At 67.6% G+C, this 13674-nt stretch carries 11 protein-coding genes; 5 read left to right on the top strand and 6 right to left on the bottom strand.

What is annotated here, in order from left to right:
- Window positions 1-5: 5 nt before the first annotated feature.
- The 4 genes from AC5P74_RS06980 to creB all read right to left on the bottom strand — a co-directional run bounded on the left by AC5P74_RS06980 (window position 6) and on the right by creB (window position 4017).
- Complete coding sequence (locus tag AC5P74_RS06980; RefSeq protein WP_005415796.1) at window positions 6-416, bottom strand: hypothetical protein; 411 nt, start codon at window positions 414-416, stop codon at window positions 6-8.
- Between the two features lie 10 nt (window positions 417-426).
- Window positions 427-1746, bottom strand: coding sequence for a cell envelope integrity protein CreD (gene creD / locus AC5P74_RS06975; RefSeq protein WP_053499318.1), 1320 nt, complete (start codon window positions 1744-1746; stop codon window positions 427-429).
- 81 nt (window positions 1747-1827) lie between these two features.
- On the bottom strand, window positions 1828-3288 hold the full coding sequence (gene creC, locus AC5P74_RS06970) for a two-component system sensor histidine kinase CreC (RefSeq protein WP_495204862.1): 1461 nt from the start codon (window positions 3286-3288) through the stop codon (window positions 1828-1830).
- Window positions 3289-3291: 3 nt separating this feature from the next.
- Window positions 3292-4017 carry a two-component system response regulator CreB gene (creB, locus tag AC5P74_RS06965; protein WP_080375099.1) on the bottom strand — a complete coding sequence of 242 codons (726 nt, stop codon included), beginning with the start codon at window positions 4015-4017 and terminating at the stop codon, window positions 3292-3294.
- A 35-nt stretch (window positions 4018-4052) separates the two neighbouring features.
- On the opposite strand from creB, the gene AC5P74_RS06960 reads away from it, so the two are divergent.
- From AC5P74_RS06960 to AC5P74_RS06945, 4 genes are all read left to right on the top strand, one after another.
- A complete protein-coding gene (locus AC5P74_RS06960; RefSeq protein WP_206621073.1) occupies window positions 4053-4910 on the top strand; it encodes a 23S rRNA (adenine(2030)-N(6))-methyltransferase RlmJ in 858 nt (285 codons plus the stop codon).
- A gap of 95 nt (window positions 4911-5005) precedes the next feature.
- The gene (locus AC5P74_RS06955) at window positions 5006-5551 is read left to right on the top strand and encodes a GNAT family N-acetyltransferase (protein WP_004150340.1); all 546 of its coding nucleotides are present in this window, start codon (window positions 5006-5008) and stop codon (window positions 5549-5551) included.
- 149 nt (window positions 5552-5700) lie between these two features.
- Window positions 5701-9165 carry a transcription-repair coupling factor gene (mfd, locus tag AC5P74_RS06950; protein ID WP_070489240.1) on the top strand — a complete coding sequence of 1155 codons (3465 nt, stop codon included), beginning with the start codon at window positions 5701-5703 and terminating at the stop codon, window positions 9163-9165.
- Window positions 9166-9210: 45 nt separating this feature from the next.
- Entirely contained in the window at window positions 9211-9828 is a 618-nt protein-coding gene (locus AC5P74_RS06945; protein ID WP_005415790.1) for an HD-GYP domain-containing protein, read from the top strand.
- A gap of 210 nt (window positions 9829-10038) precedes the next feature.
- Here the strand turns inward: AC5P74_RS06945 and AC5P74_RS06940 are convergent, their stop codons facing one another.
- Entirely contained in the window at window positions 10039-12132 is a 2094-nt protein-coding gene (locus tag AC5P74_RS06940) for a M13 family metallopeptidase (RefSeq protein WP_053499310.1), read from the bottom strand.
- Between the two features lie 138 nt (window positions 12133-12270).
- Between AC5P74_RS06940 and AC5P74_RS06935 the strand changes: the two genes are divergently transcribed.
- A complete protein-coding gene (locus AC5P74_RS06935) occupies window positions 12271-12753 on the top strand; it encodes a hypothetical protein (RefSeq protein ID WP_329841635.1) in 483 nt (160 codons plus the stop codon).
- Window positions 12754-12841: 88 nt separating this feature from the next.
- On the opposite strand, the gene gpmA is transcribed toward AC5P74_RS06935, so the two are convergent.
- Window positions 12842-13591 carry a 2,3-diphosphoglycerate-dependent phosphoglycerate mutase gene (gene gpmA / locus AC5P74_RS06930; RefSeq protein WP_005415787.1) on the bottom strand — a complete coding sequence of 250 codons (750 nt, stop codon included), beginning with the start codon at window positions 13589-13591 and terminating at the stop codon, window positions 12842-12844.
- Window positions 13592-13674 lie beyond the last annotated feature (83 nt).

The raw sequence follows: 13674 nt of genomic DNA, 5'->3' as shown, positions 1-13674 counted from the left end.
CCGAATCACCCGCTCCATCCCAACCACAACTGCGCCCGCTCCGGCAGCAACAGCAACCAGTGCCGCCGGTCGACGCTGCTGCAGCCGTACACCGCCGCGTGTGCCGGCCAGTCATCCGGAAGGCCGCCGATGCCGATCTCGGCCAATGCCTCCGCGCCGGCCTTCCATGGCCGATAGCGCGGCACCCGCCCGGCCACCGCGCCGCGTCCCTGCCGCGCACCCTGCAGCCAACGCAATCCCTGCCCCTGCAATCCTTCGCAGGTCACCGCCGCCAGCTGGAAGCGGACCAGACCGGGGGCGATCCGCGCCCCCGGCAGGGCCGCCAGCACGCCATGTGCCTGCAGCAGCGCATCCACTTCCAGCAGGGCCGGAATGCCCTGCCGTGCCCGTTGCCGCAATCCCTGGCGCCAGCCCATGGCGTGCTCCTTACTTCAGGTCCGCGCCGAGCGCGTACCAGTCGACCCGGCGGGTCACCCACATCGCCAGCGCCAGGATCACGAACAGCAGCAGCGACCCCATCAGCAGTGCGTTGTTCTCCGACACCAGCAGGCCATACAGCGCGCCGTACAGCACGGTCAGCAGGGCCGCGAAGCCGAGGCCGCGCCTCCAATGGCCCAGCACGTTGGCCAGATAGACCGCCTGCAGGCCGATACAGGCCACCGCCGAAACCAGGTAGGCCTTCCAGAACGCGATGTGCTCGGACAGGCTGATCAGCAGCAGGAAGAAGATCGCCAGCGCCAGGCCGACCATGAGGTACTGCAGCGGGTGGATGCGCAGCGACTTGATCAGCTCGAACAGGATGAAGCCGACGAAGGTCAGCAGCACGAACAGCACCCCGTACTTGGACGCACGGTCGGCCTGGGTGTAGGTATCGACCGGATCGACCAGCGACACCGTCACCGCCTGCGAGTCGACCGAACCTTCATTGCGCAGCTGCCGCTGTGCGTCGGAGGCCAGCGAGGACACCGCCCAGCGCGCGTCGAATCCCTGTGCATCAACGCGCCGCTCGTTGGGCAGGAACGCACCGCTGAACGACGGATGCGGCCAGCTCGAACGCAGCGCGATGTGGGTGTCATCGCCCACCGGCACCACCGACAGCATGCGGCTTCCATCCAGGCGCAGCTCCAGTTCAACGGTGCTGGCCGCCAGCGTGCCGCCCTGATCCGTAGCGAAACCGGCCACCGGCGCATGCAGGCCACGGCCGACTTCGCTGGCCACGCCGACGCCCGGCAGCAGGCGCAGCTGCTTGCCATCCACGCGCAGGTTCGGTGTACCGACCAGGCCGCGCACATCGGAAACGCCCACCGCCACATACGGCTGGCCATACGTGCGCCCTGCCTTCACGGGATAGTCGTCAGCGGCGAAGCTCGCCTTCATCTGGCCGTTCCAGCTGTACACCGGCACCTTGAACAGGCCGACTTCGCGCTGGCTCGGCAGCATCTCACCGCCCACCTCCAGCGACGCCGGCATCTGCAGCCAGTGCCCCTCGGTGACCTGCACCTCGGTCTTCTTGACGCCCAGCGGGTCAACCAGTTCAACCTGCTTGCGTTCCACCCACGGCACCACCCGCACCGGGCCCACCAGCTGCTGCGTGCCCGCACGGCTGTCGGCCACCCGCGCAAAGGCCTCGTCGCGGTACTGGCTGCGCTCGGTGATCACCCCGCGGATCATCATCAGCGGCACCAGCAACAACAGGATCAGCCCGCCGACAATGGCGAACCGCAGCAGCATCTTCAGGGATTTCATGGTCCATCCTCGTTGGAGAGGGCTGCAGGATGGACCGCTGCGGTGAGCAGGGTTTGTGGCGAATTTGAAGCGAGTGTGAAGTCAGCGGCGCGGGCGCTGGCCCGCTGCACCCAACGGCAGCCACAGGCTGGCCACCGTGCCACCGCCATCGCGGGCGTCGAGGCTGGCGCGTCCGTCATGCAGGCGAGCCACTTCCTGCACGAACGGCAGGCCCAGGCCGGAACTGCGCCGGCCGCTGCCGGGGCGGGCCAGCGAATAGAAGCGTTCGAACACCCGTTCGCGCGCGTAGTAGGGAATGCCCGCGCCGCGATCCGCTACCTGCAGGCGCACGCCCGGCCCGTCCACCTCGGCCTGCAGCGCGATGTCCGCGCCGGGCGGTGAGAAGGCAATGGCGTTGTCGATCAGGTTGTGCAACGCCTGCCGCAGCAGATAGGCATCACCCTGCACGCGCATGTCGGGCACGCTGCCGATGCGCACCTGCACGCCGGCCGCCTGCGCGCGCACCTGCGCGGCCGCCGCTGCGTCGGCCAGCAAGGTTGGCAGCGCGATCGGATCGCGGGTCTGCAGCCAGCCGTGCTGTTCCACTTCGGCCAGCGCCAGCAGCTTGTCGATCGTCTCGGTCAGCCGCTCCTGCTGATCGACGATGCTGCGTGCGAAATGCACGCGGTCGGCCTCCGGCAGCGGCTCCTGCAACAGCTCGGCGGCACCGCGGATCGCCGCCAACGGGCTTTTCATTTCATGCGTCAGCGACTGCACGTACTGCTCGACGTAGGCCTTGCCCTCCAGCTTGCGGCGCATTGTTTCCAGTGCCTGGCCCAGGTCGCCGATCTCGTCGCGGCGCCGCCGCGGCGGTGGCACCGGTTCGCCGGCGCTGACCGCCCGTGCATAGCGGCTGAGCTGGCCAAGGCCCGTGGTGAGCCACATCGTCACCAGCACGCCGACCAGCGCCGACAATCCGATCAGCCAGGCGCCGCGCTCGATGATGGCGCGCTGGCTGGCCGCAATGAACGGATCGATGCTGCGATTGGGCTGGGCCAGGCTGAGCACGCCGATCAGGGTGCGGCCATCGGCCGGGTCGTATACCGGCGCCGCCACATGCATCACCGTATCGCCTTCTTCGCCTGGCACTTCCGGGCTGGAGCGGGCGCCGTACTCGCCACGCAGGGTGCGGTAGACATCGTTCCAGCGCGAATTGTCACGCCCCAGGTCGCGGCCCAGCGAGTCGTAGATGACGATGCCCTTGGCATCGGTGATGGTCACCCGGTAGTCCAGTGAGCGCTTGGGAAAGCGCCAGACCATCGCTTTCAGGTCACGCTGCCGCGCCTTGGCGAGGTTGCGGGTGAAGCTGCCGCTGCGGATGGTGCCGTCCTTGACATCGGCCGCCGCCATCTCGGCCAGCACGTTGGCGGCATCGACCAGGGTCGATTCCATCGCCTGGCGCACACCCGGCTTCACTTCGTTGACGAACACGCGCATCACGAAGAACGCGGCGATGCCGGTGATCAGGAAGAAGCCGAGGAACAGCTTCAGGACCAGGCGCATCGGCTAGACCTCCAGCGCGTAGCCGAGGCCACGGTGGGTGCGGATCGGGTCGTCGCTGGCACCGGCTGCGCGCAGCTTGGCGCGCAACGTCTTTACATGGGTGTCGACGGTACGGTCGGCACTATCGGCGCTGCTGTCCCAGCCGCGATCCATCAACTGGGCACGACTGAGGATGGCACCCGGCCGCTGCAGCAACGCTTCCAGCAACGCGTACTCGTAGCGGGTCAGGTCCAGCGCGTGGCCGCGGAAGCGGATGCGCCGGCCTTCACGGTCGATGGCGAAGGCACCATGTTCCTGCCAGCCCGTATCGGCGCCGGGGGCTGCCGCGACCGGTGCGGCGCGACGCAGGCGCGCACGCACCCGCGCCACCAGCTCACGCGGCGAGAACGGCTTGGTCATGTAATCGTCGGCGCCCAGTTCCAGGCCGAGCACGCGGTCCACTTCATCGTTGCGGGCGGTCAGGAAGATCACCGGCAGCTGCGCCGCCGGCCCGGGCTGCGCGCGCAGCCGGCGGCACACCTCGAAGCCGCCCAGGTCGGGCAGGCCCACGTCCAGCACCACCACGTCGATATCCCCTGCCTGCAGCCGTTGCAGCGCCTCGCCACCGAGCAGGCAGTGGCTGGCGGCATAGCCCTCGCTGCGCAGCGCATAGAGCACGGTTTCGGCGATGGCGGCTTCGTCCTCGACCACCAGGACATGGGCAACAGGAGCTGTCATGGCGCGCAGCATAGCCGCTGCGGCCGCCGCCCCGTACACTGCGGCCCATGAACTATCGCCACGCCTTCCATGCCGGCAACCACGCCGACGTGCTCAAACACATCGTGCAGCTGGCCCTGATCGACAGCTTCAAGCGCAAGGACAGCCCGTTCTTCGTGCTCGACACCCACGGCGGTGCTGGCCGTTACCTGCTGGCCAGCGAAGAGAGCCGCAAGACCCTGGAGGCCGAATCCGGGATCATGCGGCTGATGGCCCAGCCCAGGCTGCCGGAGGTAGTCGAGCGCTACCTCAAGGCGGTGCAGGCCGACAATCCGGTGGGCGCACTGACCAATTATCCGGGCTCGCCGCTGCTGAGCGCGCAGGCCATGCGCCCCCAGGACCGCATGGCGGTCTGTGAGCTGCAGGAAGCCGAAACGGCCACGCTGAAGGCCCTGTTCGCCCATGACAGCCGCGTCGACGTTCGGGCGGGCGATGGCTATGCCCTGCTGCGTTCGCTGCTGCCGCCGAAGTTCAACGGCAGCAAGATCGGCCGCGGCCTGGTGCTGATCGACCCGCCCTACGAAGCCCAGGATGCCGAGTACCAGGCGGTGCTGGCCGCCCTGGCCGAAACCCTGGCACGCTGGCCGCAGGCCACCTGTGCGGTCTGGTTCCCGATCAAGCAGCGCCGCACCATCCTGCACTTCCTGCGCAAGGCCACCGCCCTGCCGGTGAAATCGGCGATGACGATCGAGTTCCTCGTGCGCCCGGACGACTCGCCGCTGCGCCTCAACGGCAGCGGCATGCTGCTGCTCAACCCGCCGTGGCAGTTCGACCGCGTGGTCGGTCCGGCCCTGCCGGCGCTGCGCCAGCACCTGGGCGAACCCGGGGCCAGCACCCGCCTGGACTGGCTCAAAGCCCCCGGATAACGGCCTTCACGAGGCTGTACCGCCGTGAGCCTTTCGTTCACGGAACGCAGCCCCGGTGATGCCACAATCGATGGACCACCAAGGAATCACCCGGTATGGCCACTCGCAACCGCATGCCGCCCTGGCATGAGATCTTCAAGGCTCCCAGCGGCCACGAGCTGCTGATCCGCCCCATCCGCCCGGAAGATGGCGCACCGCTGCAAGCGGCATTCAGCCTGTTCGGGCCGGAAGAAATCCGTGATCGTTTCCTGCAGGCGGTGACCGAGCTGTCGCCGGAAACCACCCAGCGTCTGACCCACCCCAACCCCAAGACCGAGATCACCCTGGTCGCAGCCGAATCGCTGCCCGCGGGCGAAGCGGTGGTCGGCGCGGTCGCCCGGGCCTCGATCATCCCCGGCACCCGTGAAGCCGAGTACGCGATCCTGATCAGCCGCTTCCTGATCGGCCAAGGCCTGGGACGGCAGCTGATGCGCAAGCTGGTGAAGTGGGGCCGTGGCAAGTACCTGGACCGCCTGTACGGCGACGTTGCCGCCGAGAACGAACCGATGAAGCAGCTGGCCGCGTCGCTGGGCTTCAAGCCGGTGCCGCACCCGACCGGAGCCGAAGGCCTGGTCCGGATGGTGCTGGAGCTGGACAACTGACGGATGCGCCGGGCCCTGCCCGGCCACGTCTCCCGGTAGTGCCGGCCGCTGGCCGGCATTCCGCTGCCCCAACGGCAGATGAGGCTGCCGGCAACGGGCCGGCACGATGCACCGGGACCGGATCGGGCTTCTGCTAAAATCCGGGGTCCATGTCGCGTACCTCATACCCCGCCCCGCCGCTGCCGCGCGCCGGCCAGCTCCGCGCCTGGTGGCGCGCCCCCGCCTCGCCCACCGCACTGGCCTGGTACCTGGCCCAGGCATCGCGCGTGCACGACGCTCCGCTGCTGGTGATCGCCCGTGACAACCACGGCGCAAACCAGCTTGAAGCCGATCTGCAGACCCTGCTCGGCGGTGACCCGGCCCTGCCGGTGGTCGCCTTCCCGGACTGGGAAACCCTGCCCTACGACCGCTTCAGCCCGCATCCGGACATCATCTCGCAGCGCCTGGCTGCCCTGCACCGCCTGCCCACGCTGAAGCGTGGCCTGGTGATCGTGCCGGTGCAGACCCTGCTGCAGCAGCTGGCCCCGCGCAGCTACGTCATTGGTGGCAGCTTCGACCTGAAGGTCGGCCAGCGCCTGGATCTGGAAGCCGAGAAGCGCCGCCTGGAAAGCGCCGGCTACCGCAACGTGCCGCAGGTGATGGACCCGGGTGACTTCGCCGTGCGCGGTGGCCTGCTCGACGTGTTCCCGATGGGCGCCGACGAGCCGCTGCGGGTGGAACTGCTGGACGAGGACATCGATTCGATCCGTGCCTTCGATCCGGAAAGCCAGCGTTCGCTGGACAAGGTCGAGGCCGTGCACATGCTGCCGGGCCGCGAAGTGCCCACGGACGAGGCCAGCATCGCCCGCGTGCTGTCCACGCTGCGCGAGCGCTTCGATGTCGATACCCGGCGCAGCGCGCTGTACCAGGACCTGAAATCCGGGCTGGCCCCGGCCGGCGTCGAGTACTACCTGCCGCTGTTCTTCGAGCGCACCGCAACCCTGTTCGACTACCTGCCCAGCGGCAGCCTGCCGGTGGTCTGTGCCGGTGCCGGCGAAGCCGCCGAGGCGTTCTGGGCGCAGACCGGCGAGCGTTATGAGCAGCGCCGCCACGATGTGGAACGGCCGCTGCTGCCGCCGTCGGCGCTGTACCTGTCGCCGGAGCTGCTGCGCGAGCGCCTGAACGATGCCCCGCGCATCGAGGTATGGGCCGCCGACCACGCACGCATCGCCGACGCGCACGCGCTGGGCGACCAGCCGCTGCCCCCGCTGCCGGTGGCCGCACGCGAAGCCCCCGCCGGGGATGCGCTGAAATCCTTCCTCGGCCATTATCCGGGCCGGGTACTGATCGCCGCCGATTCGCCCGGCCGCCGCGAGGCACTGCTGGAAGTGCTGCAGGCCGCCGAGCTGAAGCCGCCGGTGGTGGCCGACCTGCCCAGCTTCCTCGCTAGCGATGCGCGCTTCGCGATCGCGGTGGCGCCGCTGGAAGATGGCTTCGCGCTGGACGACCCGCGCATCGCGGTGCTGACCGAGCGCCAGCTGTTCCCCGAGCGCGCCGGCAGCACCCGCCGCACGCGCCGTGCCGGCCGCGAGCCGGAGGCGATCATCCGCGACCTCGGCGAGCTGACCGAGGGTGCGCCGATCGTGCACGAGGACCATGGCGTCGGCCGCTACCGTGGCCTGATCGCGATGGACGTCGGCGGCATGCCCGGCGAGTTCCTCGACATCGAATATGCCAAGGGCGACCGCCTGTATGTACCGGTCGCCCAGCTGCACCTGATCAGCCGCTACTCCGGTGCTTCGGCGGAAACCGCACCGCTGCATTCGCTCGGTGGCGAGCAGTGGAGCAAGGCCAAGCGCAAGGCCGCCGAGAAGGTGCGCGATGTCGCCGCCGAACTGCTGGAAATCCAGGCCCGCCGCCAGGCGCGTGCCGGCCTGGCACTGCAGGTCGACCGCGCGATGTACGAGCCGTTCGCCGCCGGTTTCCCGTTCGAGGAAACCCCCGACCAGCTGGCTGCGATCGATGCCACCCTGCGCGACCTGGCCAGCAGCCAGCCGATGGACCGCGTGGTCTGCGGCGACGTCGGCTTCGGCAAGACCGAGGTGGCGGTGCGCGCTGCATTTGCTGCGGCCAGTGCCGGCAAGCAGGTGGCGGTGCTGGTGCCGACCACGCTGCTGGCCGAGCAGCATTACCGCAACTTCCGCGACCGTTTCGCCGATTACCCGCTGAAGGTCGAAGTGCTGTCGCGCTTCAAGACCAGCAAGGAAATCAAGGCCGAACTGGAGAAGGTGGCCGCTGGCACCATCGACGTCATCGTCGGCACCCATCGCCTGCTGCAGCCTGACGTGAAGTTCAAGGACCTGGGCATGGTCATCGTCGACGAGGAGCAGCGATTCGGCGTGCGCCAGAAGGAGGCGCTGAAGGCGCTGCGCGCCAACGTACACCTGCTGACGCTGACCGCCACGCCGATCCCGCGCACGCTCAACATGGCCATGGCCGGCCTGCGCGACCTGTCGATCATCGCCACGCCGCCGCCGAACCGGCTGGCGGTGCAGACCTTCATCACCCAGTGGGACAACGCGCTGCTGCGCGAAGCCTTCCAGCGCGAGCTCGCGCGCGGTGGCCAGCTGTACTTCCTGCACAACGATGTGGAGAGCATCGGCCGCATGCAGCGCGAGCTGTCCGAGCTGGTGCCGGAGGCACGCATCGGCATCGCCCACGGGCAGATGCCCGAGCGCGAACTGGAAAAGGTGATGCTGGATTTCCAGAAGCAGCGTTTCAACGTGCTGCTGTCGACCACGATCATCGAATCGGGCATCGACATCCCCAACGCCAACACCATCATCATCAACCGTGCCGACCGTTTCGGCCTGGCCCAGCTGCACCAGCTGCGTGGCCGCGTCGGCCGTTCGCACCACCGTGCCTACGCCTACCTGATCACCCCCGACCGTCGCGCGATCACCCCCGACGCCGAGAAGCGCCTGGAAGCGATCGCCTCGATGGACGAGCTGGGCGCCGGCTTCACCCTGGCCACGCACGATCTGGAAATCCGCGGCGCCGGTGAACTGCTTGGCGAGGACCAGAGCGGGCAGATGGCCGAGGTCGGCTTCAGCCTGTATACCGAGCTGCTGGAACGCGCGGTACGCAGCATCAAGCAGGGCAAGCTGCCCGACCTGGATGCCGGTGAGGAAGTGCGCGGCGCCGAGGTCGAGCTGCATGTGCCGGCACTGATCCCGGAAGACTACCTGCCGGACGTGCACACCCGCCTGACCCTGTACAAGCGCATTTCAAGCGCGCGCGACAGCGATGCACTGCGCGAACTGCAGGTGGAGATGATCGACCGCTTCGGCCTGCTGCCGGATGCAGCCAAGCACCTGTTCGCCATCGCCGAGCTGAAGCTGAAAGCCAATACGCTGGGCATCCGCAAGCTCGACCTGGGCGAGAACGGCGGCCGCATCGTGTTCGAGTCCAAGCCGAACATCGATCCGATGGCGGTGATCCAGCTGATCCAGAAACAACCGAACCTCTATGCCATGGAAGGGCCCGACAAGCTGCGCATCAAGCACCCGCTGCCGTTGCCGGAAGACCGCTTCAACGCGGCCCGCGCCCTTCTGACCACCCTCGCCCCGGGTTGATCACCCCCCGAACACCCCGCACCGGCCCCCACCCGGTGCGGGCGGATGACCATGTTCCCTGACGCCGTACCCGCCCCCGACCTGCTGCACGCGCAGGCCTGCCTGATCGATGCCCTCGCGATGTCGCTGCAGATGCGCGACGCCTACACCCGCCACCACTGCGACCGCGTTGGCCTGCTCGCGCAGTGTCTGGCCACGCACTGCGATCTTGATGACGAGGCCCGTGCGCAGATCGGCCTGGCCGCGCGCTTCCATGACATCGGCAAGATCGGCATACCCGATGATGTGCTGCTGGCACCCCGCCGGCATACCGATGAGGAGCGCGCGATCATGCGCGAGCATCCGGTACGCGGCGAACACATCTTCCTGGCCACCGGCCGCAGCGACGCCTTGCCGGTGGCGCGGCTGATCCGCGCACATCACGAGGCCTTCGATGGCAGCGGCTACCCCGATGGGCTGCGCGGCGAATCCATCCCGCTGGGTGCGCGCATCGTCACCATCGCCGATGCCTACGATGCGATGACCAGCGTGCGCCCGTATCGCAATGCGATGGAGCATGAGGCCGCATTGCGGATCATCGACGAGCAGGCCGGCGGACTGGTGGATCCGTACGTGCTGCAACGCTTCCATCGCATGCTGGAGCGGGAACCGGCGCTGGCCTGAGATCTTCCCGACGGTGAAACGACCCGCCGGTAGAGTCGACTGTTAGTCGACTGCTCTTCGTCCAGATCGCGAAAATCCCGCGCTGCGCGCGATAGTCGACTAACAGTCGACTAACAGTCGACTCTACCAGCCGGCGCTGCGCTGCCGGCCTGGAAGACAAAAGGCCCGGCGTTCGCCGGGCCTTTCGCTCCACGCATCACGGGTGATCGATTACCAGATCACCACGCGCTTGTCGTCGGCGCGCACCATCGCATCACCCGCCTTGCACTGGAATGCAGCAGCGAACGAGGGCATGTTCGACGGCGCACCGTTGGCACGGAAATTGGCCGGCGCGTGCGGGTCGGTGTTCAGGCGCACGCGCAGCTCGCCATCGGTGAAGTTGCGGCGCCACACGGTGGCCCAGTTCATGAAGAAGCGCTGGTCCTGGCTGTGGCCGTCAACCTCGACGTTCGCCTTCGGGTCTTCCTTCAGCGCCATCTGCAGCGCGTCGTAGGCCACGGTCAGGCCGCCCAGGTCGCCGATGTTCTCGCCCAGGGTCAGCTTGCCCTTCACGAACACGCCCGGCACCGACTCGTAGCCGTCGAACTGGGCGACCAGCTGGTCGGTACGCTCGGTGAAGGCCTTGCGGTCGGCGTCCGTCCACCAGTTGTCGAAGTTGCCGTTGGCGGCGAACTGGCTGCCCGAGTCGTCGTAGCCGTGCATCATCTCATGGCCGATGACCGCACCGATGCCGCCGTAGTTCAGCGCCGGATCGGCCTTGGCGTCGAAGAACGGCGCCTGCAGGATCGCCGCCGGGAATACGATCTCGTTCTTGGTGGCGTTGTAGTACGCATTGACGGTCTGCGGGGTCATGCCCCACTCGGTCTTGTCCACCGGCTTGCCGATCTTGTCCAGCATGTAGCGGTAGTTGAACGCGCGCGCCGCCTGCATGTTGCCCAGGTAGCTGTCGCCGTTGGTCTGCAGGCCCGCCCAGTCACGCCACTTGTCCGGGTAACCGATCTTCGGGGTGAAGCTGGCCCACTTTTCCAGCGCCTTCTTCCTGGTTTCTTCGCCCATCCACGGCAGCTGCTCCAGGCGCGCCTTCAGCGCCTGCGACAGGTTTTCCACCAGGTGCTGCATGGCGACCTTCGACTCGGCCGGGAACACGGCGTCGACGTACAGCTGGCCCAGGGCTTCACCCATGCCGCCGTTGACCGACTCCAGCACGCGCTTCCAGCGCGGCTGCATTTCCTTCTGGCCACGCAGGGTCGTGCCGTAGAAATCGAAGTTGGCCTTCTCGAACTGGCTGCTCAGGTATGGCGCGGCATCGTCGATGGTGTGGAAGCGCAGGTAGGCCTGCCAGGTGCTGGCGGGCACATCGGCCAGCATCTTGTCCATTTCACCGAAGAAGCCCGGCTGCGCCAGCGAGAACTTCTGCGCGGCCGGTACCTTCAGGGTGTCGAACAGCGCGGTCCAGCTGAAGTTCGGGGTCAGTTTGTCCGCGTCGGCGGCACTGAGCGGGTTGTAGCGCTTGGCCGGGTCACGCATTTCGATGCGTGACATCGAGGCCTTGGCCAGGCGGGTTTCGAAGGCCATCACGGCCTTGGCCTGCTCGGCGGCCTGCGCCGCGTCCACGCCGGACAGGGTCAGCACCTGCGCGATGTAGGCCACGTAGGCGTCGCGGATCTTGGCCTGCGCATCATCGAAGTAGTAGCCCTTCTCCGGCAGGCCGAGGCCGCCCTGGCCAACGTAGGCGATGACGTTGGCCGAATCCTTGTAGTCGGCATTGGCGAACAGCGAGAACAGCACGCCCTTGCCCTCGGCCTGGCTGTCGCGCAGGTACTGGGTGATGGCGGCGGTGTCGTTCAGCGCGGTGATCTTGTCCAGCTGCGGCTGCAGCGGCGCCAGGCCGGCGGCTTCGATCTTGGCCTCGTCGTTGCCGGTCTTCCAGATGTCACCGATCTTGGCTTCCACCGAACCGGCCTTGGCCTGGCTGGCGGCGGCCTGCTGCACCAGCGCGTGCTGCACTTCCAGCGAGCGCTCGCGCAGGATCTCGAAGCTGCCCCAGGTGGTCTGGTCTCCCGGCACCGGGTTGGCCTTCAGCCACTTGCTGTTGACGAAGCCATTGAGGTCGGTACAGGCCGAAATGGCCGGATCCAGGTCGGCGCTGTTGAGCGAGATCAGCGGCGTCTTGATTTGCGACAGGTCGAAGGCCGGCTTGGCGTCGGCACTGGCCGCCGGCGCGGTTTCGTTCTTGCCACAGGCGGCCAGCGAGGCAGCGATGGCGATGGTCAGGCCCAGCGGGACCAGGTTGCGGACGTTCATGAGGCTCTCCTGCGGGTAATTTCACAGGGTAGCCGGGGGCGCGAGGTTGGGGACCGGCCAAAGGTCACAGAGCCCACGGCACAGCTCCCGCCGCGCGCCGGTATGCTCTGGCCTCTGCGATCACTGGACCTCATGACCATGGACGAAACTGCGCTGCTGCTGGCCCTCGACACCTGTGAGTTTCTGTTTCTTACTGAGATTGGCGAGCCGGAAGCGAATCGTCTGCGCCTGGTCGTCGAGGAGGGCCGGGGGGTCGGAAAGCCCTCCCGCGTGGAGCTCGGTCATGGACGTTCAATCGATGATGTGCGTGCGATAGAGGTGGTGCCCCACTCGCAGCGGTTTGAACTGATCTGGGACCACTACATCAGCTACGCCGTGCACAACGAGTCCCACCAGAGCTGGGACGACGCCGAAGCCTGGAGCGGCAACCTGTTCCGCCGCTACAGCCGTTCGAAATTCCTTGAATATCTGGGCCGTGCCACCTTCGCTGATACCCGTTACCCGGGCCCATTCACGCATTACCAGCTGATATGCCAGGACCACGTCATCGACATTGCTGCGTTGCGGTCGCCGAAGGTGCGCCTGCCGGGTCCTTCTAGCTTGCACATGCAGCCACCATGAAGTGGCTCTACCGGGTTGCGACAGCGCCAGCCGAGCGTGGGCTCGGCTCTACAAAGAGAAAGGCCGGCTTGCGCCGGCCTTCTGTTTCTTATTTCGCCTTGCCCTGGTTGGCTACGGCTTCGGCGGCCTTGCGCGCCGCTTCCGGGTCGCCCAGGTAGCGGAACGACTGCACGGTCAGGTCATCGTTCAGTTCGAACAGCAGCGGGATGCCGGTCGGGATGTTCAGCTCGAGGATTTCCTCGCGCGAGACGTTGTTGAGGTACTTGTACAACGCACGCAGCGAGTTGCCGTGGGCGGTGACCAGCACGGTCTTGCCGTCCTTCAGCTGCGGCGCGATGGCGTCGTGCCAGTACGGCAGCACGCGGTCCAGGGTGGTGGCCAGCGATTCGGTGCCCGGCAGCGCGTTGCGGTCCAGGCCGGCGTAACGGCGGTCATGGATCGGGTGGCCCGGATCTTCCAGGTCCATCGGCGGCGGCGGGATGTCGTACGAACGACGCCACACCTTGACCTGCTCTTCGCCGTGCTTGGCAGCGGTCTCGGCCTTGTCCAGGCCCTGCAGGCCGCCATAGTGGCGCTCGTTGAGGCGCCAGGACTTGTTCACCGGCAGCCAGTCCTGCTCCAGCTCGGCCAGCGCCCCCTGCAGGGTGTGGATGGCGCGCTTCAGCACGGAGGTATGGGCGACGTCGAACTGCAGGCCTTCCTCGCGCATCAGGCGGCCGGCGGCGGCCGCTTCCCGGCGCCCCTGCTCGGTCAGGTCGACATCGACCCAGCCGGTGAAGCGGTTGTCCAGGTTCCACTGGCTCTGGCCATGGCGCAACAGTACGAGTCTACGGGTCACTGCAGGGTCTCCAACGCGAGGAAAGGCAGGCCGCCATTGTAGCCCCGGCGGCCGCTCACCGTGCCGTGGCGCCACCCATGCGA

Source organism: Stenotrophomonas sp. YJH_SMC_94-11, assembly GCF_059370435.1.
This window is presented reverse-complemented; position numbering and strand designations above follow the sequence as displayed.

Bases quoted from the DNA above. Each gene is read 5' to 3' on its own strand.
- creB (WP_080375099.1), bottom strand. From the start codon at position 4,017: ATGCTGCGCGCCATGACAGCTCCTGTTGCCCATGTCCTGGTGGTCGAG.
- AC5P74_RS06935 (WP_329841635.1), top strand. From the start codon at position 12,271: ATGGACGAAACTGCGCTGCTGCTGGCCCTCGACACCTGTGAGTTTCTG.
- AC5P74_RS06945 (WP_005415790.1), top strand. From the start codon at position 9,211: ATGACCATGTTCCCTGACGCCGTACCCGCCCCCGACCTGCTGCACGCG.
- creC (WP_495204862.1), bottom strand. From the start codon at position 3,288: ATGCGCCTGGTCCTGAAGCTGTTCCTCGGCTTCTTCCTGATCACCGGC.
- creD (WP_053499318.1), bottom strand. From the start codon at position 1,746: ATGAAATCCCTGAAGATGCTGCTGCGGTTCGCCATTGTCGGCGGGCTG.
- mfd (WP_070489240.1), top strand. From the start codon at position 5,701: ATGTCGCGTACCTCATACCCCGCCCCGCCGCTGCCGCGCGCCGGCCAG.
- AC5P74_RS06955 (WP_004150340.1), top strand. From the start codon at position 5,006: ATGGCCACTCGCAACCGCATGCCGCCCTGGCATGAGATCTTCAAGGCT.
- AC5P74_RS06980 (WP_005415796.1), bottom strand. From the start codon at position 416: ATGGGCTGGCGCCAGGGATTGCGGCAACGGGCACGGCAGGGCATTCCG.
- AC5P74_RS06960 (WP_206621073.1), top strand. From the start codon at position 4,053: ATGAACTATCGCCACGCCTTCCATGCCGGCAACCACGCCGACGTGCTC.
- AC5P74_RS06940 (WP_053499310.1), bottom strand. From the start codon at position 12,132: ATGAACGTCCGCAACCTGGTCCCGCTGGGCCTGACCATCGCCATCGCT.